Raw genomic sequence first — 23,520 nt, forward strand, 5'->3', positions numbered from 1 at the left:
GGGGCCGAGGCCCCGTTTTTCGTTTCTGCGGCACTATTTCCGAGCGTGGCCACGACGCCGGACCGTGCATCGCCAGCCGTACGCACACTTGCGGTGCGGCTGTCATCGCGCTTATCATTGGCCGCTCAATCCAGATTGTTACCATTCAGACACTACGGCTTTCACAACCGTCCAGCCCGGGAGCATGTATGATGCGCGGGCAAAAGCCACTTATATATAGAGCACCCGAGAAACACTATGACCAAATCCCTCATCATCGCAGAGAAGCCGTCGGTCGCGAACGACATCGCGAAGACGCTGGGCGGCTTCACCAAGCACGATGAGTACTTCGAATCCGACCAATACATCCTGTCGTCCGCCGTCGGCCACCTGCTCGAGATCGCGGTGCCCGAGGAGTACGACGTCAAGCGCGGCAAATGGAGCTTCACGCACCTGCCGGTGATCCCGCCGTATTTCGCGCTGAACCCGATCGCCAAGACCGAATCGCGCCTCAAGGTGCTGAACAAACTGATCAAGCGCAAGGACGTCACCACCCTGATCAACGCATGTGACGCGGGGCGTGAAGGTGAACTGATCTTCCGCCTGATCGCTCAAAACGCGAAAGCCAAACAGCCGGTCAAGCGCCTGTGGCTGCAGTCGATGACGCCCGGCGCGATCCGCGAAGGTTTCGCCAACCTGCGCAGCGACGACGAGATGCTGCCGCTGGCCGACGCCGCGCGCTGCCGCTCGGAAGCCGACTGGCTGATCGGCATCAACGGCACCCGCGCCATGACCGCCTTCAATTCGAAAGAGGGCGGGTTCTACCTGACCACCGTGGGCCGGGTGCAGACCCCGACCCTGTCGATCGTGGTCGAGCGCGAAGAGAAGATCAAGAAGTTCGTCCCGCGCGACTATTGGGAAGTGCGCGCCGAGTTCGTGTGCGCCGCCGGCGTGTATGAAGGGCGCTGGTTGGATACGAACTTCAAGAAGGACGAGAACGATCCGGAAAAACGCGCCGAGCGCCTGTGGAGCCGCGCCGCCGCCGATTCGATCGTCGCCGCCTGCCACGGCAAGCAGGGCATCGTCACCGAGGAATCGAAGCCGACCACCTCGATGGCGCCGGCCCTGTTCGACCTGACCACCCTGCAGCGCGAGGCCAACGGCCGCTTCGGCTTCTCGGCCAAGAATACGCTCGGCCTGGCCCAGGCGCTGTACGAGAAGCACAAGGTGCTGACCTACCCGCGTACCGATTCGCGCCATCTGCCGGAAGACTACATCGCCACCGTCAAGAGCACGCTCGAGTCGCTGAACGAGACCAACAACTACCAGCAGTTCTCCAAGCAGGTGCTGAAGAACGGCTGGGTCAAGCCGAACAAGCGCATCTTCGACAATGCCAAGATCTCGGACCACTTCGCGATCATCCCGACCGGCGTCATCCCGAAGAACCTGACCGAGCCGGAACAAAAGCTGTATGACCTGGTGACGCGCCGCTTCCTGGCCGTGTTCTTCCCGCCGGCCGAGTTCCTGGTGACCACCCGCTTCACCGAAGTCTCGGGCCACCAGTTCAAGACCGAGGGCAAGGTGATGACCAACCCCGGCTGGCTGGCGGTGTACGGCAAGGACACCACCGGCGACGACAAGGACGGCGCCAACCTGGTGCCGGTGCAGAAGGGCGAGAAGGTCCTGGCCGACAAGGTCACGCCGAACGGCCTGGTGACCAAGCCGCCTGCACGCTACACCGAAGCGACGCTGCTGTCGGCGATGGAAGGCGCGGGCAAGCTGGTCGACTCCGACGAGCTGCGCGACGCCATGGCCGGCAAGGGCCTGGGAACGCCGGCCACGCGCGCGGCCATCATCGAAGGCCTCCTGACCGAAAAATACCTGGTGCGTGAAGGGCGCGAACTGATCCCGACCGCGAAGGCGTCGCAGCTGATGACGCTGCTGCGCGGCCTGGGCGTGAACGAACTGACCGCGCCAGAGCTGACCGGCGAATGGGAGTTCAAGCTCTCCCAGATGGAGAAAGGCAAGATCTCGCGCGACGAATTCATGCGCGAGATCGCGCAGATGACGCAGATTATCGTCAAGCGCGCCAAGGAATACGACAACGAGACCATCCCGGGCGACTACGCGACCCTGAAGACCCCGTGCCCGAACTGCGCCGGCGTGGTCAAGGAGAACTACCGCCGCTTCGCCTGCACCAAGTGCGATTTCTCGATGTCGAAGACGCCGGGCAGCCGCCAGTTCGAGATCAATGAGGTCGAGGAGCTGCTGGAGAAGCGCACCATCGGCCCGCTGCAGGGCTTCCGCTCGAAGATGGGCCGTCCGTTCGCAGCGATCCTGCGCATCGTGCGCGACGAGGACATCCAGAACTTCAAGCTCGAATTCGACTTCGGCCAGGACCAGGACGAAGGCGAGGACGGCGAGGGCGTCGACTTCAGCGGCCAGACCGCGCTCGGTCCCTGCCCGAAGTGCGCCAGCGGCGTGTACGAGATGGGCCTGGCCTATGTGTGCGAGAAGACGGTCGCCAAGCCCAAGGCCTGCGACTTCCGCAGCGGCCGCATCATCCTGCAGCAGGAGATCCTGCCGGAGCAGATGGCCAAGCTGCTCAATGACGGCAAGACCGACCTGCTGCCGGGCTTCGTCTCGCAGCGCACGCGCCGTGCCTTCAAGGCTTTCCTGGTGCGCGGCAAGGACGGCAAGATCAGCTTCGAGTTCGAGGAGCGCAAGGCCAAGCCGGCGGCAAAAGGCAAAGCCGCTGCCGCCGACGGCGCCGCGGATAGCGCCGATGGCGCGGCTGAACCGGCAGTGAAGGCGGTGAAGGCGGCCGCCAAGAAGGCGCCGGCCAAGACCGCGGCGAAAGCGCCGGCCAAGACCGCCGCGCGCAAGCCGGCGGCGAAGAAGATCGCGACGGCGGCGAAGAAGTAACAGCGCTGCGCTTCCGATAGCGAAAACGCGAACCTCCGGGTTCGCGTTTTTTTTTGCGCCGATGTATCCCGCATAGCGCTGTCGCATCCATTCCTCACATCATAAAAATTTGCTTCTCATTAAGCTCTGGTTCCGGTAATAATCGAACAAGCAAACCACCGCAAGTTTCATCATTCGGTCGCCTGAGCGCAGGCGCAACACCTATAACGATATCGAGACCCCGTCTGAACCCATGAAGCTCTCCGACCTGAAAATCGCGACCCGCCTGTACCTCGGCTACGGCATCCTGATCGGCATCACCTCCATCGTCGTCGCCATCGCTTACGGCAACGTCACCGCGCTCGATTCCGCCAACGACGCCAATGTGCACACCTACAAGGTGCTGGCCGAAGTCGACGGCGCCATGGAGGCGCTGGTCAACATCGAAACGGGCGAACGGGGCTATGCCCTGACCGGCCAGGAGGCTTCGCTCCAGCCTTATACTGCGGGCCTGCAGGAATTCCAGCAGCACCTCGAGCGGGCGCTGGCGCTCACCGCCGACAACGAGGCGCAGCAGGGGCGCCTCAAGCAGCTGGCGCAGCACCAGCGCGACTGGATGGCGCGCGCCATCGAACCGGTGATCGCCCAGCGCCGCGCCGCCGTCGGCGACGACCTGTCGCAGGTTGTCGCGACCGTCAGGGAAGGCAAGGGCAGGGCCGGCATGGATGCCATGCGCGCGACCGTGGCGCAGATCAGGGCCGCCGAGGACGCGCTGCTGGTGCAGCGCGCGGCGCAGACCGAGCAAGCCCGATCGGCCATGCGCCGCACCCTGATCGGCGGCGGCCTGATCGCCGCGGTGCTGGCGATCTTCATGGCCTACCAGCTGGGCCGGAACATCAGCATTCCGCTGGGCCGCGCGGTCGGCCTGGCGCGCCGGGTGGCGCAGGGCGACCTGACCGCCGAGGTCAAGGTCCGCACCCGGGACGAAGCCGGCGAACTGATGGCCGCGCTGAAGGACATGAACGCTTCGCTGGTGGCGATCGTCTCGAAGGTGCGCGCCGGGACCGCCACCATCGCGACCGCGGCCGGCGAGATCTCGGCCGGCAACCACGACCTCTCCAGCCGCACCGAACAGCAGGCCGCGTCGCTCGAGGAAACCGCTTCGTCGATGGAAGAGCTGACCTCGACCGTCAAGCAGAACGCCGACAACGCGCGCCAGGCCAACCAGCTGGCCGCGAGCGCCGCCGACACCGCCGCGCGCGGCGGCGAAGTGGTGGCCGAGGTGGTCACCACGATGGGCTCGATCAACGAAGCGTCGCGGCGAATCGCCGACATCATCACCGTCATCGACGGCATCGCCTTCCAGACCAATATCCTGGCGCTGAATGCGGCCGTGGAGGCGGCGCGCGCCGGCGAGCAGGGCCGCGGCTTCGCGGTGGTGGCGGGCGAGGTGCGCAACCTGGCGCAGCGCTCGGCCGCGGCGGCCAAGGAGATCAAGGGGCTGATCGGCGACTCGGTGTCGCGCGTGGAAGCCGGCTCGCGCCTGGTGGACCAGGCCGGCCGCACGATGGATGAAGTGGTGGCGAGCGTGAAGCGCGTCTCCGACATCATCGGCGAGATCGCGGCGGCCAGCGAGGAACAGCACGAAGGCATCGAGCAGGTGAACGGCTCGATCATGCAGATGGACGAGGTGACGCAGCAGAACGCGGCCCTGGTCGAGCAGGCCGCCGCCGCCGCCGCCGCGATGCGCGAGCAGGCCGCCGGGCTGGCGCAGCTGGTGGACACCTTCCAGCTCGCCGAGCAAGGGCGGGCGCAAGCGCCGGTGCAAGCCCTGCCGCGCACGCCCGCACGCGCAGCACTGCCGCGTGGCCGCAGGACGGCGCAAGGCGGCCGGCAGCCCGTGAAGCCGCAGGCTTCAGCCGAGGTTGCCGAAATCGCCGAGGTAGATTAAGCAGCTACACCGTATTCCAACGACTGCTTTCGGCTCGACAGCACTCGTCCACTGCTCCCTACCGAGGTTTCGCTGACCTGGCCAAATCTCGTCCTAGCTGGAAACGAGTACTGTTCGCAAGGGAGTAGCGAGTCTGACCTCCTGCTGTTTGACGTGCTTCAATTTGCCTCAACTCCTTGATGAGTAACAGCGCGTACATGAGTTACCTCGGCATTATCGATGCTCTCTTAATTCGTTTGGAGGCATCAAATGGCAGTTGACGCATACCTGCAAATCGACGGTATCAAAGGCGAGTCGATGGACGACAAGCACAAGGACTGGATCGAGTGCCTGGACGTAGATTTCGGCGTCGATCAGCCGCGCAGCCCGGTGTCTTCGACCGCCGGTGGCCATACGTCAGCGAGAGCGGAATTCGACGAGGTTGTCGTAAGCAAGCTGGCCGATCTGTCTACGCCAATCCTGTTGCAGCACTGCGCGACGGGAAAGACCATTCCCAAAGCCAAATTCGAGTTTTTTCGCGCCGACGGCAGCGGCGAACGGGTGAAATATTTCGAAATGGCGTTGGAGAACGTCTTGATCGGATCGGTGAAGCCGGGCTTGAAACCGGGCGTTGGGATGCAAGAAGATCTGTGCTTGAAGTTCAGCAAGGTCACCTGGAAATACACCCAGCAGAAGATTAGTGGCGGCGCTGGTGGTAGCACAGCGGGGGGCTGGGACCTGTCCACCCACAAAATTGTGGCTTAGGTGCGGCCATGGCAGCTGTCGATGTGGAGAAATTCACAGAGCACCTGCGCGACAAGGCGGATAAAGTAGGTTATGGCAAAGGACGTTGCGCCTACTTTGTGAGACAAGCGTTGGGGCAGGTGGCTATAAGCCTCCCACATGGCCGGTGCATGCGAAAGACTGGGGGCCGTCATTGCTGCGTGCAGGCTTTCATACAGTACGTGTCGAGGATCTTTCGACCTACAAGCCGTTAAAAGGCGATGTCGCCGTGATACAGGCGACGACTAACCGGAAAAGCGGCCACATTCAAGGATTTGACGGGAGGAACTGGATATCCGACTTCGTGCAGAAGAACGGATTCTGGCCCGGCAGAGAGTATCGCAAGGAGACCCCAGCCTATGTCATCTACCGTCCTTAAACATGCGCTGGTCTGTGCATCGTTTGCCGCCTTCAGCATACCCGTCGCGGTCAAGCAGTCTCAGTCGATTCTTTCCTGTGAAATCGTCAAGACCGAGCGCGCCGCATTGAAACAGGCGCCCAAGGGAGTGCGCCGCGTGAGCAAGCATGTGCTGGAGATCCCTTCAGAAACAGGTCCACAGCGGTTTGTTGATAAGCCACCTCACCATAAGGGCGAGATGGGCGGGGTACACTGGCGCTACTGCGGTTACGATGCCAAGGCGAAAGCTCATCTGATCGAACTGATTGATGAAAGTTCGTATTCTGGTGACCTCCTGCTAGTGGAAACCGGGCAACGAGTGCGCACTGGTCATACTGTCTTGTTCTCGCCAAATATGAAAGAGTTCCTGGCGATTGAGCGGGAAGCTGGCGTGGACGGGGAGAATTGGACCGTCCAGGATAAGACGGGCAACGTCGTCTGGAAAGGCTATGCAGGGACAGTTGCCAACAATGTCGACGGCGTGGAAATGGTCGTCTCCACGTTCGACCGCCCACGTTGGACTGGGCAAGGTGAATTGACTGCTCGATTTGTTTGCACGTCGTCGAACGCATACGGGACCATGACCCTTGTCCGCTTACCGTCAGGCAGGTGGGGTTGGAGCGGCCACGCAAAATGCCCTTAAGATCTGCGTTCTTGATGCGCTTTTTCCAGTATGACCGGGTGTCCCGGATTCGTCTCGTGGCGGACGCGGATACCGCGGCATCCGCGTGTAAGATCGATGGCCTGCACCCGACAAGGAGACCGCCATGTTCAGCCTCGACGATTTCGCGCAGCTGCAGTTCCTGGAGGGCCGCTGGAAGGGCATCGCACCGGACGGCAAGGAATTCTTCGAAGAATATACCCGGCCCGAACCCGGGGTATTCCAGTCGCACCGCTTCCCGGACAGCGCGTTCCGGAGTCAAGGCGCTGGCCACACCGACGGCGCCACCATCAGCCTCGAGGATGGCGAGGTGATCTCGCAGTGGCGCGACTACACCTGGAAGGCGTCCAGCATCGGCGCCGACTCGGCCGCTTTCGAACCCGTGAATGCGCCGAGCCAGTTTGTCTGGCGCCGGGTCGACGACGCGACCCTGGAAGCCCGGCAGCGCTGGACGGCGGACGGCAAGGCGCAGGAATTCACGCTCCGGCTCACCAGACTGAACTAGCCGCCCGGGGGGCAAACGGCCGCATGAGGCAAGCCTTCGTCGTCATCCTGCTGCTGGCCATGTGCGCCTATGCCGCCGCCTGCCTGGCGCTGTTCTTCCTGCAGCGCTCGCTGATCTATTATCCGCCGCGCGCCGCCTATGCGGCGCCGACGACTTCGGTCCTCGCGGTGGATGGGGCCAGGGTGCTGGTGTCCGAGCGGCCGCTGGCGGGCCAGCGGGCCCTGATCTACCTCGGCGGGAATGCCGAGGACGTCACCGCCAGCCTGCCCACCCTCGAGCGTGCCTTCCCCGGGCGCGCCCTCTACCTCCTGCATTACCGCGGCTACGCCGGCAGCACCGACAAGCCGTCCGAACCGGCCCTGGTCGGCGACGCGCTGACCCTGTTCGACCGGGTGGCGCGCACGCACCGGGACGTGGCGCTGCTCGGGCGCAGCCTCGGCACCGGGGTGGCGGTGCAGGTGGCCAGCCAGCGGCCGGTCAGCAAGCTGGTGCTGGTCACGCCCTATGACAGCCTGGCCGGGCTGGCTGCCCGACAGTTTCCGTATTTTCCGGTACGCTGGCTGCTGCGCGACCGCTATGCCTCCTCGGCCTACGCGCCGCGGGTGCGGGCGCCGACCCTGTTGCTCGCCGCCGAGCATGACGACATCATTCCGGCGGACAGCGCCGAGCGTCTGCTGGCGCGGTTTCCCGCAGGGGTGGCACAGCTGCGCGTGCTCGAAGGAACCGGGCACAATACGATTTCCGACAGTCCCGACTACATCCCTTCGCTCCAGTGGGCGAAGTAAACAAACAAGGAAAAGGAGCACTATGCCAGCCACACCATCCCTGCGTCACGTCGTGCTGTTCGCGTTCAAGGGCGATGCCGGCCAGGAGGCGGTCGACGCCGTTGTCGCCGACTTCGGCCGGCTGCCCGCCGAGATCCCGGGCATCGCCGCCTACGAGTGGGGCACCAACGTGAGCCCGGAAGGCCTGAACCAGGGCTTCACCCACTGCTTCACCTTGACCTTTCCGAGCGACGCCGCGCGCGACGCCTACCTGGTGCACCCGGCGCACCAGCGCTTCGTGGAGTCCCTGGGCAGCTGCCTGGAACGTTCGCTGGTAGTCGATTACTGGACGCAAGCTTAGCGAGAACCGTATCTATGGACTCCACCCGCCGATACGCTCCGCCCGTGTCGTGCATGCCGCCCACCCTACGATGCCTTCAGGGGCGCACGTCGGCCAGCGCCTTCCACACGTCCCTGAACTGCTGGACGATCTTCGGATCGTCCTGCTCACCCTTGCCGCCGGCTTCGATGTTCGTCATCAGGATGCGGCCGGTGCCGCTGGCCGGGTCGATGAACATGAAGGCCGTGACGCCCGGATCGCTGCCCGAATGGCCCACCAGTCCGTTCCGGCGGATGCGCCAGAATACGCCGCTGTTCGGTTCCGCCGCCGGGCTGGCGGCCGGCAAGGCCTCGGGCGCGAACTCCGGATCGAACAGCAGAGTGAAGCCGGCCTTGCTCAAGACGCCTTCGCCGCCCTTGTAGCCCTTCACCATGGCCATCAGAAAGCGCGCCAGGTCGGCCGCGGAGGTGGTCAGGCCGCCGTCCGGGTAGGTGACCAGGGCGTAGCGCGGATAGGCCTGGTGGCGGCGGTTGTAGGCGGTCGCCTGACGCTTCGCCTGGCCCGGGTCGGCGCGCCACGAGGTGGAGCGCATCTGCAGCGGCTCGAAGATGTGTTTTCGGGTGAAGGCCTCGAAGCTCTGGCCGCTTTTCACCTCGATCAGGTAGGCGGCCAGCGCCGCGCCGATGTTCGAATAATGGTAGGCGAGGCCTGGCGCCTCCTTGGCGAAGTTGGTTTTCCGGTAGCTGCGCCCGCCCACCGCCAGGTAGTTCTTGAGAAAAGCGCCCAGGCTCAGGTCCTGGCGGCCGGGCTGGGTGAAGTCGCGCCTGAATTGCCGGTAGAGCGGGCCGCCGGTATCGGCATCGGGCAGCACGTAGTACGAGTGGCCGTAGATCTCGTCGTCATCGACGATGCTCGACGTATGGGTGACCAGGTGGCGCACCGTGATCGGTCCGCCGCCATGGGGATGCGCTACCGGGAAGGGCAGGATGGCGTTGATCTCGGTGTCCAGACCGAAGTAGCCGAGTTCGATCGCCTTCACGATCGCCACGCCGATCACGGTCTTGCTGACCGAGCCGACGTTCTGCAGCGTCTCCTCGGTGTAAGGGCGTTTGGCCTGCAGGTCAGCATGGCCGAAGCCGCGCTGGTACAGCACGGCATTGCTGGACACCACCGCCACCGCGAAGCCCGGCAGGCTCGAGGCCTGCTGCAGCTTGGCGAGCTGGTGGGTGAGGGCGGGCCGCTCCTCGGCCGCCTGCGCGGCCGGGACGCCGACGGCCAGCAGGGCCAGCAGGCAGGGAGCGAACAACTGCCTCATCAGGGCTGTACGTACGAGAGCGCCCGCTGAAATGCAAAACCGCGGCCAGGCCGCGGTTTCTCGTGTCGCATCGTCAGGCCCGGCCTTATTCCTGCCATTCCTGCAGCGCGCGAATGGCGGTCTCGCCGTTGCGGATCGCCTTGACGCGGCGTATGACTTCATTGTGCCAGGCTTCATCGGCATCCTCGTCAGGACCATCGATATCCTGGAGGAGCATGCGCACCAGCGCGTGCTTTTCCTCAGCACTCAGCATCTGGATCTTATCCGCGATCTCGGCAACCAGGTTCGACATGATGCTCCTTCCAGTAATATTTTTGAAATAATAGCGTGGCTTTTATGGGTTGTCGACTGGAACCATATTGTCCGTTGGTTTTCTGTCAATTAACTTGTTGTCCGGATCGATGCCGGCCCGTGCCGGACGCCCGCCGACCACCAGCGTCACGGTCTGGCTGGCCTTGTCGACCAGGCGCCGTTCGCGCGCCAACGGGTTGCCGTTGCGGTCGTCGACGCCGAACTCGATGTAGTCCCTGAGCGGCGCCGGCTGCTCGTCGCCCAGTTCCCCGGCGCGCACCTTGCCGGCATGCGCCCGGATCGTGACCTCGAACTTGCCGTCCGGCCGCCGGCGCGCGCTGGCGCTGTCGGCGCGGTTCTCGTACAGCACGATGTGCTCGAACAGGTCGTCGATGAGATAGACCTTGTCGGGCGGCGTCACGGCGCGCAGCCGGTCGAGCAGGGCCAGCACGGTCGGGTAGGGCGCGCCCTTGGCGCCGTGTTCCTGCAGCAGGCTGCTCAAGACGTGGTTGACGACATCCTCGCCCAGCATGTCGGCCAGCAGGTACAGCGCCAGGCTGCCCTTGCGGTAGTGGATGTAGTCCTGGTTCTCGTTCTGCGCCAGCGGCAGTTCCTTGCGGCGCTCGGTGGCGCGGCCCATCAGGTAGGCATCCAGGTTGTAGCGCAGGAAGCGGCGCATCTTCTGGCCGCCGACCGCGCGCTTCATGACCATCAGCGCGGTGTACTCGGACAGGCTCTCCGACAGCACGCTGGAACCGCGCGCGTTGGCGCCGGCCAGCTGGTGGCCCCACCACTGGTGCGCGGTCTCGTGGGCGCTGACGTAGAAGGGATAGTCGATGTCCTTGGGCGAATCGTCGTCGATGCGGGCGATGAAGCCGATGCTTTCCGAGAACGGGATGGTGCCCGGGAAGGCCTGCGCGTAGGACGCGTAGCGCGGGAACTCGACGATGCGCAGTTCGCCGAACGGGTAGGGGCCATAGTTGCGCGAGGCGTATTCCAGGCCGGCCTGGGCGCCGCGGATCATGCGCTCCACGTTGGCGTCGTGGCCCGGATGGTAGAACACGTCGATGGTCACGTCCTGCCAGCGGTCGTGCCGCACTTCGTAGCGCGCCGACTGGATGGCATAGAAATTCAGGACCGGCTTGTCCATCCGGTAGTGGAAATAGCGCCGGCCCTTGTCCAGCCATTCCTTTTCCAGCGTGCCCGGGGCGATCGCGATCTGGTCGGGAGAGGTCGCGACGACGGCGTCGAAGCCGATCCAGTCGGCGTCCGTGCCCAGCACGTTGTTGGCGCGTGCCGCCGGGTCGTCGCGTGCGGGCAGCGGATCCTTCGGCGCCAGGCCGCGGCGCTTGCGGTCGCGGTCGTCGACCAGCTCGACGGACGGCTGGTAACCGATGCGGGGCATGACCTCGTTGCTGAAGAAGGTTCCGTTCTCGACGACCGGGGTGTCGCGGCCGATGCCGAGCAGGCCGCCGGGCCGGTAGCGAAGGCTGAACGAGAGCGCCATGCGCGCGCCCGGCGCCAGGGGCTCGGCCAGGCGGTACAGGTAGAAGCCGTGCTCCGGATCGGCCGCTATCTGGCGCGCGTCCTGCGAGAAACGGAGGACGAATTCGGCGCCGCGCTGCTGGTACAGGACGACGTCGCGCAGCGGCGCTCCGGTGCGGTTCTCCAGCTGGTAGAAGCCCTTCACGGCCAGGCTGCGCGTCTCGGGGCGGATGTCGACCTGCAGGTCGACCCTGGCGATGCGCGGCTGCGGCAGCCGGGCGAAGCGGCGGTAGCGCAGCTCGTACTCGGCGCGCAGGCTCTCCTGCCGCGCGCTGGTCAGGTAGCCGCCGGCATGCAGCTCGTAGGCCAGCAGCGCGCCGGTGCCCGCAAAGATCACGAGGCCCGCGCCGAAACCGGCCAGCACCGGCCTGGAGAGATTGCGGCGCGCCAGGCGCAGGCGCTCGCGCCAGCCGCTGTCGACGCCGCGCGCCCACAGCACCCGCGCCGCCACCATCAGCATCAGGGCCAGGCCACTCCAGTAGAGCTGGAACAGGTGCTCGCGCAGCAGATAATGGCCGAAGCCGTTCATGGCCGAATAGGTGAAGGACGGCGTGCTGCCGTACACCAGCATCGGGTGGTCGAAGCCGAAGCCGCGCGCGGTCCCGAGCACCAGGTACAGGGCGATCAGGATGAAGTAGGCCAGGTAGCGGTTGTTGACGATCACCTGCATCGCGATGGCGGCCACCGCCAGCAGCGCGTACTGCGGCAGCAGCACCGTGAACAGGAAGCGCAGGTAGAGGCCCGGCTCGAGCCCGAAATAGCCCTTGAACAGCTGGATCAGCATGCCGACCAGCATGGCCTTCACCAGCAGCAGGGCCTGCAGGCCGACCAGGGCCAGGGTCTTGCCCACGAGCGGCAGCCAGGTCGGCGCCGGCATCGCGTCCAGCATCTGCGCCATGCGCGCCTCGCGCTCGCGCCACACCATCTCGCCGGCGAACAGGGTGGTCACCACCAGCATGTACAGCGCGAACACGTCGCGGATAAGGTCCAGCACCATGTAGGTGACGGGCAGGGTATTGGTGCCGTAGATCGAGCCGAGGTCGAGCGCGCTGGCGGCCAGGATCAGGGCGCCGGCGACGCCGAGTGCCAGGAAATAGATGTTCTTGCTCGACTCGCGCAGGTTGTACAGCACCGATTTGCCCAGCAGGAGCGCCAGGCTGCGGCGCTCGAAGTCGGGCGGCTCGCGGGTGTCGATGGCCGTGTGCGACAGCTGCGGGGTGGCGTCGGCGGCGGTGTCGGCCGGCTGCGGGCCCTTCCTGTGGCGCGCGTCGACGTTGCCGGTGGCATGGAAGCGCCAGTAGCCGAACAGCAGGACCGCCAGCCCGAAGCCGACCCAGATCAGGCGGTTCACCAGGTACACGCCTTCGAGCGTGACGGGGCGCGTGTTGCGCTCGGCGATCGGCCAGTATTCGGTGAGGCGGATCAGGGCGGTAGTGCCGAAGGGATCCATCAGCGCGGCCAGGGTCTTGTAGTCGAGGTCGCGCGCCAGCGACGGGGCGACGATGTAGCCGATCATCATGACGATGCTGGCCACGTAGACCGGCAACATGCGGCGCGACAGCGCGGCCAGCACGAAGAACAGGGCGCCGAAGATGAAGGTGTTGGGCAGCAGCGTGAGCAGGTAGGGCAGCAGGTAGTTCGCCACTCCGCCCGGTCCCAGGCGGTCGGGCTCGATGCCGGGGATGAAGGTCCCGAGCCAGGCGCCCAGCACGATGCTCGACAGGATCACGGCCAGCGTGGCGAAGCCGCCGAGGAAGCGTCCCAGCACGTAGTCCGCCTTGCGGATCGGCGCGCTGAAGAAGAAGTGCTGCATCTCGTATTCGAAGTCCTGCTGCACCGAGCGGCCCATCACGGCCGCCACCACGATCACGCCGAAGCAGCCGAGGAAGGCGGCAGTCAGGGCGATCTGGCGCGGCCCATTGATCAGGACCCGGCCGCCGAAGGTGACGATGGCGTCGCGGAAGGCGCCGCCCGCGGCCGCCATCCACAGCATCGCCAGCGCCAGGAAGATGCCGAAGTAGATCCAGGTCGACAGCAGGCGCAGCCGCTGCCGTGCCTCGAAGCCGGCGATGGCGAACAGCGGGCGCATGGCCTAGCAGGTCCCCGTGGCGGCGGCGGTGAACTTGCCGGCGATGGTGGCGAAATAGACGTCTTCCAGACTGGCGCGGGCCGGCTCGAAGCCGTCGCCCGGGTCGGTCTCGGCATACACGTGGATCAGGGTGCGGCCGGTGAGCAGGCGGGTCGAGATGACCTGGTGGCGCTTCTGGAACACCGGCAGTTCCTGCTTGGTGACGAAACGCGCCCAGATGTAGTCCTCGACCTCGTAGGTCAGTTCCTGCGGGTCGCCGCACAGCAGCACGTGGCCCTTGTGGATGATCGCCATGTTGGCGCACAGGTCGGCCACGTCGGACACGATGTGGGTCGACAGGATGACGGTCTTGTCCTCGCCGATCTCGGACAGCAGGTTATGGAAGCGCACGCGCTCCTGCGGGTCCAGGCCGGCGGTGGGCTCGTCGACGATGATCAGGCGCGGGTCGCCCAGCAGGGCCTGGGCGATGCCGAAGCGCTGGCGCATGCCGCCCGAGAACGTGCCGAGGCGCTGGTTGCGCACTTCCCAGAGGTTGGTCTGCTGCAGCAGGCCGTCGACCACCTCGCGCCTGCGGTGCTTGTGCGACAGGCCCTTGAGCTGGGCGAAATGGTCGAGCAGTTCGTAAGCGGTTACTTTCGGGTAGACGCCGAAATCCTGCGGCAGGTAGCCGAGCATGCGGCGCACTTCGTCCTTTTCGTCGAGGACGTCGATGTCGTCCAGGAACACCGAACCGGAATCGCACTCCTGCAGGGTGGCGAGGATCCGCATCAGCGTCGATTTGCCGGCGCCGTTCGGACCGAGCAGCCCGAACATCCCGGCCGGGATGGTCAGGGTGACACGGTCGAGCGCGACCACGCCATTGGCGTAGGTCTTCGACAAATTGCGGATTTTTAATTCCATGCCATTTCCTCAAGCGTGCATATAAACCTTTTTCAACACTTGCATTGTATTAAATTGTCTTGCGGTTTGTGGCGACTTCGCGACGCACGGACGCTTTGATGGTCCAGACTGCATAATCCGCTGACAGAACGGATGACAAAGCGCAGCAATACTTTCCTTAAATAAACATTACTCGCGTAAAGCCTGGAAACATGGATAATGACAGGATGAACAAGGCCATCCAGGACAAGTTGCTGGCGCTGATGCGCGAAGGACGCGACCGGAGCGAGTCGCTCGACTGGTTCCGGGTGTCGCTGGGCCTGTTCTACCTGGCCGCGCTGATGACCGAGGAGGCGATCGACTTCAAGAAGGTTGACCGCGGTTTCAACCGCTTCATCTACCACACCCTCGGCAAGGGCCATACCATCACCAGCGTGCTGCAGTACATGAGCGGCGCGAAGGTGATGCCGACCGTCGAATCCGAACGTTTCATGGACGCCTTCCGGCGCCACTGCCCGGAAATCCCGGCCGCGTCGATTCCCTTCCTGCTCGAGCTGAACCTGGGGGTGGCGAAGAACATCTCCGGGCTGGAGGCGGCGGGGCCGCTGGCGGACTGGATCGCCCGGAGGAAGGCCGACGGGGAGCCGCGGAGCGCGGGCGCCTAAGGGACGCGGCTGGGCCTATAATGATGTTTTCGCATATCGCATTTGACAACATCATGAGCGCATACCGTTCCAACTCCTCCCTCGACGACCTGATCGCCGGCTTCGACAAGGCCCTGCGCGTGGTCGGCGGCGTCGCCGCGTCCTCGCGCCCGAACCCGGGCGCGCATGCCACCGACTGCGAACTGAGCGACGACGAGCGCCGCCACAGCGCGGGCCTGATGCGTGTGAACCACGTCGGGGAAGTGTGCGCGCAGGCGCTGTACGACTCGCAGGCGCGCTTCGGCAAGAGCCCGGCGATCCGCAAGCAGTTCGAGCAATCGGCACGCGAGGAAGAAGACCACCTGGCCTGGACCGCCGAGCGCTTGTCCGAGCTGGGCTCGCAGCCGAGCCTGCTCAATCCGCTGTGGTATGCGGGTTCCTATGTGCTGGGCAGCATCGCGGCCAAGCTGGGCGACCCGCACAGCCTGGGCTTTGTGGTCGAGACCGAGCGCCAGGTCGAGGCGCACCTGAACCGCCACCTCGAAGACCTGCCGCCGCAGGATGCCAAGTCGCGCGCGATCGTGGAGCAGATGCGGGTCGACGAAATCGCCCACGGCGCGAAGGCCGCGGCGCTGGGCGCGGCCGAGACGCCGCTGCTGGTGCGGATGCTGATGACGGCGATGTCGAAGGTGATGACGACGACCGCCTACCGGATCTGATCAGACCTCGACGATTTCCACCGTGTGCGTGATCTCGGCCGTCTTGGCCAGCATGATCGACGCCGAGCAGTACTTGTCGTGCGACAGGCTGACCGCGCGCTCGACCGCCGCCGGTTTCAGGTTGCGCCCCGTGACCGTGAAGTGGAAGTTAATCCTGGTGAACACCTTCGGATCGGTCTCCGCGCGCTCGGCCTGCAGCGTCACGTCGCAGCCGCGCACGTCCTCGCGGCCGCGCTTGAGGATCAGCACCACGTCATAGGCGGTGCAGCCGCCGGTGCCGACCAGCACCATCTCCATCGGGCGCGGCGCCAGGTTGTGGCCGCCACCATCGGGCGCGCCATCCATCGCCACCATGTGGCCGCTGCCGGTCTCGGCGCGAAAACTCATGCCCGACGGGCCGTTCCAGCTGACTTTCACTTCCATTCGATTTCTCCGCTGTGGATTGACTGCGGAGCATTGTAAGGCAGGCGGGGCGCCCGTGCAGGCGCCCCGGATCGACAGGTCTTAGACGGCCAGCACGTAGCGCTCGCTCTTCATGCGCCAGCTGGCGAAGGCCACGATCAACAGGGCCGGAATCGCCGAGCACAGGAAGGTCAGCAGGTAGGGCAGGACGCCGATGTCGCCGGCCTTGGAGGCTTCCTTGATCAGGGTCTGGTTCGACAGCATCGGCACCAGGTACATCCAGTCCGCGGTCTTCAGGTCCAGGAAGGACACGACCATGGCGGGAACCAGGGGCACGATGGCCACGATGCTGAGGATGGTCTGCGCTTCCTTGAAGGTCTTGGCGTTCATCGCCAGCGCGACGTACAGCGCGCCGGCCAGCAGCGACAGCGACACCGTGACCAGGCACACCAGCAGCAGCTGGCCCCAGCCCAGGCTCCAGGACATGCCGATCTCCTCCAGCGGCAGCCACTTGAAGACCGCATGCGCCAGGATCAGCTCGAGGGTGACGCCGACGATGCCCAGGGTGCTGGCCGCGAGCCACTTGCCGCCGATGAGTTCCCAGGTCCGGGCCGGCTGCGCCATTAGCACTTCGAGCGAGCGGCGCTCGCGCTCGCCGGCGGTGCTGTCGACCGCGGCCGACAGGCACAGCATGAAGGCCGGGAAGAACAGGAAGCCCATGATGCTGCCGACCACCATCGCCGAGCGCGAGGCATTGGTGCCGGTGTCGTAGCGCTGCACCAGGATCGGGGTCAGGGCCGCCGGCGACACGCCGTGCGCCAGCAGGCGCGCGCCGGCCACGTTGGCGCCATAGGCCTCCAGCACGTCTTCGACGTCGCGGCGCTGGCCGCCGGTCTCGCTGGCGGAGTCGTACCAGATCTCGAGCCGGGCGGGGCGCATCGCGTAGTACTGCTCGGTGAAGTCGTCCGGCAGGCGCAGCACCGCCGCCACCTTCTTGCCGCGCAGCAGCTCACCGATGGCCTCTTCGTCCATCGGCGGAGTCTCCTTGACCGTGATGTTCTTCTGGCCCAGCTGGGACATCAGGGTCGGCGCCTTGGCCCCGCCGATGACCGCCAGCTCGATGCCTTCGCGTTCGGCCTTGGTGCTTTTCTCGATCATCTGGTTCAGCATGAAGCCGAACAGGACCGGGTAGAGCAGGGTGAACATGGCGAGCATGCCGAGCGTGCGCTTGTCGCGCAGGGTCTCGAGCAGCTCTTTCAGGTAGACGACCAACAGCCTGGATTTCATGCGATTCCTTCCTCGGTGCCGACCAGGTGCACGAACGCGTCTTCCAGGTTGGCGATGCCGGTACGCCGGCACAGTTCATCGGGCGAGCCCTGGGCCACGGTCTGGCCGCCGGCGATGACGATCACGTCCTCGCACAGGGCCGTCACTTCCTGCATCACGTGGGTGGCCATGATCACGCAGCAGCCTTCGGCGCGCAGCGCGCCCAGCGCGGTGCGCAAGGCGCGCGTGCTCATGACGTCCAGGCCACGGCTCGGCTCGTCGAGCAGCAGGTGGCGGGGACGGTGCAGCAGCGTGCGCGCCAGCGCCACCTTGATGCGCTGGCCCTGCGAAAAGCCCTTGTTGCGGCGGGTCAGGATGTCGTCCATGCCGAGCAGCGCGGAGACTTCCTCGATGCGCCTGGCGATGGCGGGGCGGTCCATGCCGTTGAGTTCACCGAAGTAGGTGAGGTATTCGCGCGTGCTGAGGCGCTCGTACAGGCCGAACTGGTCGGTCAGGAAGCCGATGCTGCGGCGCACCGCCATCGGGTCCTTCTCCGGATCGATGCCGTCGATCGCGATCGTGCCCTGGTCGCGCTTGAGCAGCCCGACCAGGGTGCGCAGCAGGGTGGTCTTGCCGGCGCCGTTGGGGCCGAGCAGCGCGGTGATCTGGCCGTCGCGCGCGGTGAAACTGACGCCGCCCAGCGCCTTCACGGCGCCGAAGCTCTTGCGTACATCGTGGACTTCAATCATGTTCTGGCGCTCTCAAGGTTGCGGGCCGGCGCTGCCGAGCTGGAAGGTGGGCAGCGGAATCTCTTTCAGGCAGCTGGTGTCCAGCTTGTCCTGCGGCTTGTCGAGGAAGGTGCGCAGCAGGCGCGGCGCGCAGCCGAGCTGCGAGACGCCGTGGCCGAGGCTGTCGACCACCACGTGCTGGGCGCGGCTCATGTACCTGGCGGCGGCGACGGCGCGGTGCGGCGGGGTGACCGGATCGAGCGCGCCGGACAGCAGCAAGGCCGGGGCCTCGATGCGGGTCGGTTCCTTGTAGGGCACGGCCGGGACGTCGAGCGACTTGCAGATGGCCGGCATCTTGTCGGCCAGCGTCTTGGTCAGCTTGCCGGCGTCGGACTTGAGCAGTTCGGGCGTCATGCGCGGCACGTCTTCGGCGCACACCACCGCCAGGTGCAGCAGCATCGCGATCTGGCCGTCGCTGCCGAAGTCGGCGGCCAGGTTCTGGCGCGCCACGAAAGGCTGCCAGCGTCCCTGCGACGCGCTCTGAATCAGGAAGGGCAGGCGGCGGGCGTCGGCCGGCGAATACAGGATGCCATGCACGGTGCCGAGGAAGCGCGCGGCGGTCATGGTCACGTCGACCGGCTGCGCGGTGCGCGGATCCGGCAGCGTCAGCTTGAGGGGAGCCGCTTCGAGCTTGGCCACCAGGCCCTCGAACTGCGCGCGCAGGTTCGGGAAGGCCTTGTTGCAGCTGGCGTCCCTGGCGCACTGGTCGAACATCTTGTCGAGCGCGGCCTGGCCGTCGCGGGCGCCGGCCGGGATCACCTGGTCGGGCGCGGCCACGCCGTCGAGCACCAGGCTGCGCACGCTGGACGGATACAGGCGCGCATAGGCCTGGCCGAGCCGGGTGCCGTAGGAGCCGCCGAATACGTTGACGGCGCCGTAGCCGAGCGCGCGGCGCACCAGTTCGGTGTCGCGGGCGGCGGCCTCGGTGGTGTAGGCGCTGAAGGGCGCGCGGGTGGCGGCGATGCAGGCGCGCAGTTCCGCTTCCAGCTGGTCTTCGGTCATGCGCTCGTGTTCCGGCTTGCTCTTGCAATCGAGCTTGCCCGACAGGCCGGTGCCGCGCTGGTCGATGAACACGATGTCGCGGGTCGCGCGCACGCGGCCGAACGCGGTCGGCAGGATCTGCACGACTTCGCTGCCGGCCTGGCCGGGGCCGCCGGCCAGCACGAACAGCGGGTCGTTGCGCACGCCCTTGCGGTGCGCCGGCGCGACCGTGACGTGCAGCTTGAGCTTGTCGCCGGCCGGCCTGGCATGGTCCAGCGGCACCTCGAGGGTGACGCATTGCAGGGTGTCGGTCACGCCGGGCAGGTGGCAGTTGCGGGTGGCGGCGGGCGCGGTCTTGGCGGGCGGCGCCGATGCGCTGGCCACGGCGCTGGCGCCGAGCCAGAGGGCGGCGGCCGGCAGCAGGGCGGGCAGTAACGATCTTGTCTTCACACAATCTCCTCAAAGGACGCCTGCATAGTAGAGTGGCATCGTTTTGACGGTCAACGACTTGTTGCACCATCGCATGAAATTATGCGAAGCGGGAAGGCTTTGATTTGAAGGAAAGAAATAGATCAGTGAAGCTGGCCGAAAATGCGACAGGCGGTGATGCCTGGATTGACGGACTGACCGCTGTTCGGCTATCATCGTGGGCTTTCCCTTTGCTCGGGGAAATAATAAGGCAGAGTCCGCTGCAGCAAGGGCGGAACCACCACAGTGAGCATTTAACCTATTAGGAAGTCAACATGAAAACTTTTTCCGCTAAGGGCCATGAAGTCCAGCGCGACTGGTTTGTGATTGACGCGACGGACTTGGTCCTCGGACGTGTTGCCAGCGAAGTGGCACTCCGACTGCGCGGCAAGCACAAGCCGGAGTTCACTCCGCACGTCGATACCGGCGACTACATCATCGTCGTCAATGCAGGCAAGCTCCGCGTGACCGGCACCAAGGCCACCGAGAAGACCTACTACCGTCACTCGGGCTACCCGGGCGGTATCTACGAAACCAACTTCCTGAAAATGCAACAGCGCTTCCCGGGCCGTGCCCTGGAAAAGGCTGTCAAAGGCATGCTGCCGAAGGGCCCGCTGGGCTACGCCATGATCAAGAAGCTGAAAGTGTACGCGGAAGGCACCCACCCGCACGCAGCACAGCAACCTCAAGCACTGACCCTCTAAGGAACTGACATGATCGGTAACTATAACTACGGCACCGGCCGTCGCAAGAGTGCAGTCGCTCGCGTGTTCATCAAGGCCGGCACCGGCCAGATCATCGTGAACGGCAAGCCGGCGTCGGAATACTTCTCGCGCGAAACCGGCCTGATGGTCATCCGTCAGCCGCTGGAACTGACCGGCAACGTCGAGCGTTTCGACATCAAGGTTAACGTGCACGGCGGTGGCGAATCGGGCCAGGCTGGCGCTGTCCGTCACGGCATCACCCGCGCGCTGATCGACTACGACGCAGGCCTCAAGGGCGACCTGGCACGTGCCGGTTTCGTCACCCGTGACGCCCGTGAAGTCGAGCGTAAGAAAGTCGGCCTGCGTAAAGCACGCCGCGCAAAGCAGTTCTCGAAGCGTTAATTCGTTTCCCCTGCTGGCTGGCAGCGTCTTCGGACGCTGCTGCTGCGAAAGCCGTCCTCCGCAAGGTGGGCGGCTTTTTGCTTTTGAGGCCTTACCTCAGCACCAATATCCCAGGAACGCCTTGAACACCGTTTCCCGTCTGGCATACAGGCCGCTTCCGATCATCAGCAGGCTGAGCAGCATCGTGACGATGTAGATCACCTGGTAGGGACTGTCGATGTAGGCCGCGGCCCAGACCGAGCCGCAGAACAGGGCAAGGCCAACGAGCACATGAAGTACGCGTGCGATCAGCTCGGCCGTCGAGCTGGACTTCCTTGGGTGCCAGGGGAAGCTGGTGCGATGCTGCATTTGCTGTCGTTCGCGAATCATATGCCTCGATCTGGGGACGAATCCGTTGCCAATAATAGTCCAACATAGCATCGTCAAATGGCCGAGGCAACGCAGCAAAGAATATTTGCATGCTGAGCCGTTTATGCAAATATCCTTTGCACATCACTTTCTGCCCCTAAGCCCTTGGGCGCACGCATTTTTCATGGCTGTTAAAATGCAGCCTCGTCCTGAAAAGGTCATTCTCACATCACGAAGGAACAGAACATGATCAAAGTTGGCATCGTTGGCGGAACCGGATACACGGGCGTGGAATTGCTGCGGCTGTTGGCCGTGCACCCCGACGTGCAACTGACCGCGATCACTTCGCGCAAGGAAGACGGCCTGCCGGTCGCGGACATGTTCCCCTCGCTGCGCGGCGTCGTCGACCTGGCTTTCTCGAGCCCGGACAAGGCCGACCTGACCCAGTGTGACGTGGTGTTCTTCGCCACTCCGCACGGCGTCGCCATGGCCCAGGCCCCGGCGCTGCTGGCGGCCGGCGTCAAGGTGATCGACCTGGCGGCCGACTTCCGCTTGAAGGACCAGGCCACCTTCGAGAAGTGGTACAAGATCCCGCACACTGCCCCGGAACTGATCGAGGAAGCCGTGTACGGCCTGCCGGAACTGAACCGCGACGATATCAAGGGCGCGCGCCTGATCGCCAACCCGGGCTGCTACCCGACCACCATGCAGCTCGGCTTCGTGCCGCTGCTCAAGGCCGGCCTGATCGACGCGGGCAGCCTGATCGCCGACTGCAAGTCGGGCGTCTCGGGCGCCGGCCGCAAGGCCGAGATCGGCACGCTGTTCTCGGAAGCGAGCGACAACTTCAAGGCCTACGGCGTGCATGGCCACCGCCACACCCCGGAAACCTCGGCCCAGCTGGCGCGCTACACCGAGCAGAAGGTCGGCCTGATCTTCACCCCGCACCTGGTGCCGATGATCCGCGGCATGCACGCGACCCTGTACGCGCGCCTGACGGAGGACATCGACGATGCAGGCCTGCAGGCCCTGTTCGAGGACACCTACAAGGACAGCACGTTTGTGGACGTGATGCCCTTCGGCTCGCACCCGGAAACCCGCTCGACCCGCGGCTCGAACATGCTGCGCCTGGCGCTGCACCGTCCGGAAGGCGGCAATACCGTCGTGATCCTGGTGGTGCAGGACAACTTGGTCAAGGGCGCCTCGGGCCAGGCCGTGCAGTGCATGAACCTGATGTTCGGCCTGGATGAGGCGACCGGCCTGAAGCAGGTCGCACTGCTGCCGTAATGGCTTCCCCTGCCGCGCGGCTTCTGCCCGCGCGGCGTCTTCCTTCCTACATTCCGGCAACACGCCGCGCCAAGCGATCTAGATCAAGGCCACTCTTGTTGAGAACGGTAAATTGACCGATGCACAGGTTGATTTCAGCGCCGCGGCATTGACCGTCGGCGTCCTACAGGAAGGGGTGGAACATGTTTGGTCGACAAGTAAAGAGCGAGATTGACAGCCTGGTCGGCATTTCGGCCCGGATCGAGGGCGACCTGTGCTTTACTGGAGGACTGCGCATCGACGGCGAGGTGCACGGCAACGTGGTCGCCGCGGAAGGCGCCGACAGCATGTTGATCGTCTCCGAGCATGCCCGGATCGAAGGCGAGGTGCGCTGCGCCAGCCTGGTGGTCAACGGTTACATCTCCGGATCGGTATATTCGTCAGAACTCCTTGAATTACAGCCGAAAGGCCGCATACATGGTGATGTACATTACCGTTTGCTCGAGATGCATGGCGGGGCGCTCGTGACCGGGAAACTGACCCACGAACCCGCGGGCGAGCCGGTGTTTCATCTGGCCGACGCCGAGCCGTCCCTGACGGCCGGGTAGGCAGCATGAGTTGCGCCAACGGTCTATAATGGGCGCAATTCGACTATTCACCAGGAGTGTTTCATGACCGCAGTCGCCGAAGTGCAAGAGCACGACACGATCCCCGTTCCGATCAACTTCACCGACAGCGCCGCAGAGAAAGTTGCCCAGCTGATCGAGGAAGAAGGCAATCCCGACCTCAAGCTGCGCGTTTTCGTGCAGGGTGGCGGTTGCTCCGGCTTCCAGTATGGTTTTACCTTTGACGAAATCGTCAACGACGACGACACCACCATGGAAAAGAACGGTGTCCAGCTGCTGATCGACTCGATGAGCTACCAGTACCTGGTCGGCGCCGAGATCGACTACAAGGACGACCTCGAAGGCGCCCAGTTCGTGATCAAGAACCCGAACGCCACCTCGACCTGCGGTTGCGGTTCGTCGTTCTCCGCCTGATCTTCCCCCAGGCAGCCCGGTGATCCGGGCAGTCGACGGCCCGGTTCATCCGGGCCGTTCCTTTTATAAAGCTGGCTGTGTCCTACATCGGGGTCAGGTCTGACATTTAGACA

The 23,520-nt window shown here is 64.9% G+C and carries 23 protein-coding genes; 14 read left to right on the top strand and 9 right to left on the bottom strand.

Annotated elements, in window-relative coordinates; genetic code table 11:
- Positions 1 to 237 precede the first annotated feature (237 nt).
- From MasN3_RS05365 to MasN3_RS05395, 7 genes are all read left to right on the top strand, one after another.
- On the top strand, positions 238 to 2,904 hold the full coding sequence (locus MasN3_RS05365) for a DNA topoisomerase III (RefSeq protein WP_281912847.1): 2,667 nt from the start codon (positions 238 to 240) through the stop codon (positions 2,902 to 2,904).
- Between the two features lie 232 nt (positions 2,905 to 3,136).
- Positions 3,137 to 4,834, top strand: a complete 1,698-nt coding sequence (locus tag MasN3_RS05370) for a methyl-accepting chemotaxis protein (protein WP_281912848.1) — start codon at positions 3,137 to 3,139, stop codon at positions 4,832 to 4,834.
- Positions 4,835 to 5,083: 249 nt separating this feature from the next.
- Complete coding sequence (locus tag MasN3_RS05375) at positions 5,084 to 5,578, top strand: Hcp family type VI secretion system effector (protein ID WP_281912849.1); 495 nt, start codon at positions 5,084 to 5,086, stop codon at positions 5,576 to 5,578.
- Between the two features lie 377 nt (positions 5,579 to 5,955).
- Complete coding sequence (locus tag MasN3_RS05380) at positions 5,956 to 6,636, top strand: hypothetical protein (RefSeq protein WP_281912850.1); 681 nt, start codon at positions 5,956 to 5,958, stop codon at positions 6,634 to 6,636.
- Between the two features lie 124 nt (positions 6,637 to 6,760).
- Positions 6,761 to 7,159: a hypothetical protein gene (locus tag MasN3_RS05385; RefSeq protein WP_281912851.1), complete on the top strand. Its 399-nt coding sequence runs from the start codon at positions 6,761 to 6,763 to the stop codon at positions 7,157 to 7,159.
- Between the two features lie 23 nt (positions 7,160 to 7,182).
- Positions 7,183 to 7,944, top strand: a complete 762-nt coding sequence (locus MasN3_RS05390) for an alpha/beta hydrolase (protein WP_281912852.1) — start codon at positions 7,183 to 7,185, stop codon at positions 7,942 to 7,944.
- A 22-nt stretch (positions 7,945 to 7,966) separates the two neighbouring features.
- Positions 7,967 to 8,284 carry a Dabb family protein gene (locus tag MasN3_RS05395; RefSeq protein ID WP_281912854.1) on the top strand — a complete coding sequence of 106 codons (318 nt, stop codon included), beginning with the start codon at positions 7,967 to 7,969 and terminating at the stop codon, positions 8,282 to 8,284.
- A gap of 76 nt (positions 8,285 to 8,360) precedes the next feature.
- On the opposite strand, the gene MasN3_RS05400 is transcribed toward MasN3_RS05395, so the two are convergent.
- The 4 genes from MasN3_RS05400 to MasN3_RS05415 all read right to left on the bottom strand — a co-directional run bounded on the left by MasN3_RS05400 (position 8,361) and on the right by MasN3_RS05415 (position 14,403).
- Positions 8,361 to 9,578: a serine hydrolase domain-containing protein gene (locus MasN3_RS05400; protein ID WP_281912855.1), complete on the bottom strand. Its 1,218-nt coding sequence runs from the start codon at positions 9,576 to 9,578 to the stop codon at positions 8,361 to 8,363.
- Positions 9,579 to 9,663: 85 nt separating this feature from the next.
- Entirely contained in the window at positions 9,664 to 9,870 is a 207-nt protein-coding gene (locus MasN3_RS05405; RefSeq protein WP_281912856.1) for an addiction module protein, read from the bottom strand.
- A 42-nt stretch (positions 9,871 to 9,912) separates the two neighbouring features.
- On the bottom strand, positions 9,913 to 13,503 hold the full coding sequence (locus MasN3_RS05410) for an ABC transporter permease/M1 family aminopeptidase (RefSeq protein WP_281912857.1): 3,591 nt from the start codon (positions 13,501 to 13,503) through the stop codon (positions 9,913 to 9,915).
- Between the two features lie 3 nt (positions 13,504 to 13,506).
- Positions 13,507 to 14,403 (bottom strand): ABC transporter ATP-binding protein, encoded by an 897-nt coding sequence (locus MasN3_RS05415; RefSeq protein ID WP_281912858.1) that lies wholly within the window; start codon positions 14,401 to 14,403, stop codon positions 13,507 to 13,509.
- A gap of 206 nt (positions 14,404 to 14,609) precedes the next feature.
- On the opposite strand from MasN3_RS05415, the gene MasN3_RS05420 reads away from it, so the two are divergent.
- Together MasN3_RS05420 and coq7 are read left to right on the top strand one after the other, a co-directional pair.
- Entirely contained in the window at positions 14,610 to 15,047 is a 438-nt protein-coding gene (locus MasN3_RS05420; RefSeq protein WP_281912859.1) for a hypothetical protein, read from the top strand.
- Between the two features lie 53 nt (positions 15,048 to 15,100).
- Positions 15,101 to 15,745 carry a 2-polyprenyl-3-methyl-6-methoxy-1,4-benzoquinone monooxygenase gene (gene coq7 / locus MasN3_RS05425; RefSeq protein WP_281912861.1) on the top strand — a complete coding sequence of 215 codons (645 nt, stop codon included), beginning with the start codon at positions 15,101 to 15,103 and terminating at the stop codon, positions 15,743 to 15,745.
- Here coq7 and MasN3_RS05430 read toward each other — a convergent pair whose 3' ends face one another.
- From MasN3_RS05430 to MasN3_RS05445, 4 genes are all read right to left on the bottom strand, one after another.
- Positions 15,746 to 16,168, bottom strand: coding sequence for an OsmC family protein (locus tag MasN3_RS05430; protein WP_281912863.1), 423 nt, complete (start codon positions 16,166 to 16,168; stop codon positions 15,746 to 15,748).
- Between the two features lie 81 nt (positions 16,169 to 16,249).
- Positions 16,250 to 17,434, bottom strand: a complete 1,185-nt coding sequence (locus tag MasN3_RS05435; RefSeq protein WP_281912865.1) for an ABC transporter permease — start codon at positions 17,432 to 17,434, stop codon at positions 16,250 to 16,252.
- A complete protein-coding gene (locus tag MasN3_RS05440; RefSeq protein ID WP_281912866.1) occupies positions 17,431 to 18,162 on the bottom strand; it encodes an ABC transporter ATP-binding protein in 732 nt (243 codons plus the stop codon). The genes MasN3_RS05435 and MasN3_RS05440 overlap by 4 nt, the downstream gene beginning before the upstream one ends.
- A gap of 12 nt (positions 18,163 to 18,174) precedes the next feature.
- On the bottom strand, positions 18,175 to 19,632 hold the full coding sequence (locus MasN3_RS05445) for an alpha/beta fold hydrolase (protein ID WP_281912867.1): 1,458 nt from the start codon (positions 19,630 to 19,632) through the stop codon (positions 18,175 to 18,177).
- Positions 19,633 to 19,925: 293 nt separating this feature from the next.
- Here MasN3_RS05445 and rplM point away from each other — a divergent pair, with 293 nt between their 5' ends.
- Both rplM and rpsI read left to right on the top strand, forming a co-directional pair.
- Positions 19,926 to 20,354, top strand: coding sequence for a 50S ribosomal protein L13 (rplM, locus tag MasN3_RS05450; RefSeq protein WP_036210443.1), 429 nt, complete (start codon positions 19,926 to 19,928; stop codon positions 20,352 to 20,354).
- Between the two features lie 9 nt (positions 20,355 to 20,363).
- Positions 20,364 to 20,756, top strand: a complete 393-nt coding sequence (rpsI, locus tag MasN3_RS05455) for a 30S ribosomal protein S9 (RefSeq protein WP_005667904.1) — start codon at positions 20,364 to 20,366, stop codon at positions 20,754 to 20,756.
- A 96-nt stretch (positions 20,757 to 20,852) separates the two neighbouring features.
- Here rpsI and MasN3_RS05460 read toward each other — a convergent pair whose 3' ends face one another.
- On the bottom strand, positions 20,853 to 21,104 hold the full coding sequence (locus MasN3_RS05460; RefSeq protein ID WP_281912870.1) for a hypothetical protein: 252 nt from the start codon (positions 21,102 to 21,104) through the stop codon (positions 20,853 to 20,855).
- Positions 21,105 to 21,350: 246 nt separating this feature from the next.
- Here MasN3_RS05460 and argC point away from each other — a divergent pair, with 246 nt between their 5' ends.
- From argC to erpA, 3 genes are all read left to right on the top strand, one after another.
- Positions 21,351 to 22,388 carry an N-acetyl-gamma-glutamyl-phosphate reductase gene (gene argC / locus MasN3_RS05465; RefSeq protein WP_281912872.1) on the top strand — a complete coding sequence of 346 codons (1,038 nt, stop codon included), beginning with the start codon at positions 21,351 to 21,353 and terminating at the stop codon, positions 22,386 to 22,388.
- A gap of 182 nt (positions 22,389 to 22,570) precedes the next feature.
- Entirely contained in the window at positions 22,571 to 22,975 is a 405-nt protein-coding gene (locus MasN3_RS05470) for a bactofilin family protein (protein ID WP_281912874.1), read from the top strand.
- Positions 22,976 to 23,038: 63 nt separating this feature from the next.
- Complete coding sequence (erpA, locus tag MasN3_RS05475; protein WP_281912876.1) at positions 23,039 to 23,407, top strand: iron-sulfur cluster insertion protein ErpA; 369 nt, start codon at positions 23,039 to 23,041, stop codon at positions 23,405 to 23,407.
- Positions 23,408 to 23,520: the final 113 nt, after the last annotated feature.

The sequence above is a fragment of the Massilia varians genome, assembly GCF_027923905.1.
Taxonomy (GTDB): Bacteria; Pseudomonadota; Gammaproteobacteria; order Burkholderiales; family Burkholderiaceae_D; genus Telluria; species Telluria varians_B.

Bases quoted from the DNA above. Each gene is read 5' to 3' on its own strand.
- MasN3_RS05470 (WP_281912874.1), top strand. From the start codon at position 22,571: ATGTTTGGTCGACAAGTAAAGAGCGAGATTGACAGCCTGGTCGGCATT.
- erpA (WP_281912876.1), top strand. From the start codon at position 23,039: ATGACCGCAGTCGCCGAAGTGCAAGAGCACGACACGATCCCCGTTCCG.
- MasN3_RS05365 (WP_281912847.1), top strand. From the start codon at position 238: ATGACCAAATCCCTCATCATCGCAGAGAAGCCGTCGGTCGCGAACGAC.
- MasN3_RS05370 (WP_281912848.1), top strand. From the start codon at position 3,137: ATGAAGCTCTCCGACCTGAAAATCGCGACCCGCCTGTACCTCGGCTAC.
- MasN3_RS05395 (WP_281912854.1), top strand. From the start codon at position 7,967: ATGCCAGCCACACCATCCCTGCGTCACGTCGTGCTGTTCGCGTTCAAG.
- MasN3_RS05390 (WP_281912852.1), top strand. From the start codon at position 7,183: ATGAGGCAAGCCTTCGTCGTCATCCTGCTGCTGGCCATGTGCGCCTAT.
- MasN3_RS05440 (WP_281912866.1), bottom strand. From the start codon at position 18,162: ATGATTGAAGTCCACGATGTACGCAAGAGCTTCGGCGCCGTGAAGGCG.
- coq7 (WP_281912861.1), top strand. From the start codon at position 15,101: ATGAGCGCATACCGTTCCAACTCCTCCCTCGACGACCTGATCGCCGGC.
- rplM (WP_036210443.1), top strand. From the start codon at position 19,926: ATGAAAACTTTTTCCGCTAAGGGCCATGAAGTCCAGCGCGACTGGTTT.
- MasN3_RS05415 (WP_281912858.1), bottom strand. From the start codon at position 14,403: ATGGAATTAAAAATCCGCAATTTGTCGAAGACCTACGCCAATGGCGTG.
- MasN3_RS05375 (WP_281912849.1), top strand. From the start codon at position 5,084: ATGGCAGTTGACGCATACCTGCAAATCGACGGTATCAAAGGCGAGTCG.
- MasN3_RS05410 (WP_281912857.1), bottom strand. From the start codon at position 13,503: ATGCGCCCGCTGTTCGCCATCGCCGGCTTCGAGGCACGGCAGCGGCTG.
- MasN3_RS05435 (WP_281912865.1), bottom strand. From the start codon at position 17,434: ATGAAATCCAGGCTGTTGGTCGTCTACCTGAAAGAGCTGCTCGAGACC.
- MasN3_RS05420 (WP_281912859.1), top strand. From the start codon at position 14,610: ATGAACAAGGCCATCCAGGACAAGTTGCTGGCGCTGATGCGCGAAGGA.
- MasN3_RS05405 (WP_281912856.1), bottom strand. From the start codon at position 9,870: ATGTCGAACCTGGTTGCCGAGATCGCGGATAAGATCCAGATGCTGAGT.
- argC (WP_281912872.1), top strand. From the start codon at position 21,351: ATGATCAAAGTTGGCATCGTTGGCGGAACCGGATACACGGGCGTGGAA.
- MasN3_RS05460 (WP_281912870.1), bottom strand. From the start codon at position 21,104: ATGCAGCATCGCACCAGCTTCCCCTGGCACCCAAGGAAGTCCAGCTCG.
- rpsI (WP_005667904.1), top strand. From the start codon at position 20,364: ATGATCGGTAACTATAACTACGGCACCGGCCGTCGCAAGAGTGCAGTC.
- MasN3_RS05400 (WP_281912855.1), bottom strand. From the start codon at position 9,578: ATGAGGCAGTTGTTCGCTCCCTGCCTGCTGGCCCTGCTGGCCGTCGGC.
- MasN3_RS05385 (WP_281912851.1), top strand. From the start codon at position 6,761: ATGTTCAGCCTCGACGATTTCGCGCAGCTGCAGTTCCTGGAGGGCCGC.
- MasN3_RS05430 (WP_281912863.1), bottom strand. From the start codon at position 16,168: ATGGAAGTGAAAGTCAGCTGGAACGGCCCGTCGGGCATGAGTTTTCGC.
- MasN3_RS05380 (WP_281912850.1), top strand. From the start codon at position 5,956: ATGTCATCTACCGTCCTTAAACATGCGCTGGTCTGTGCATCGTTTGCC.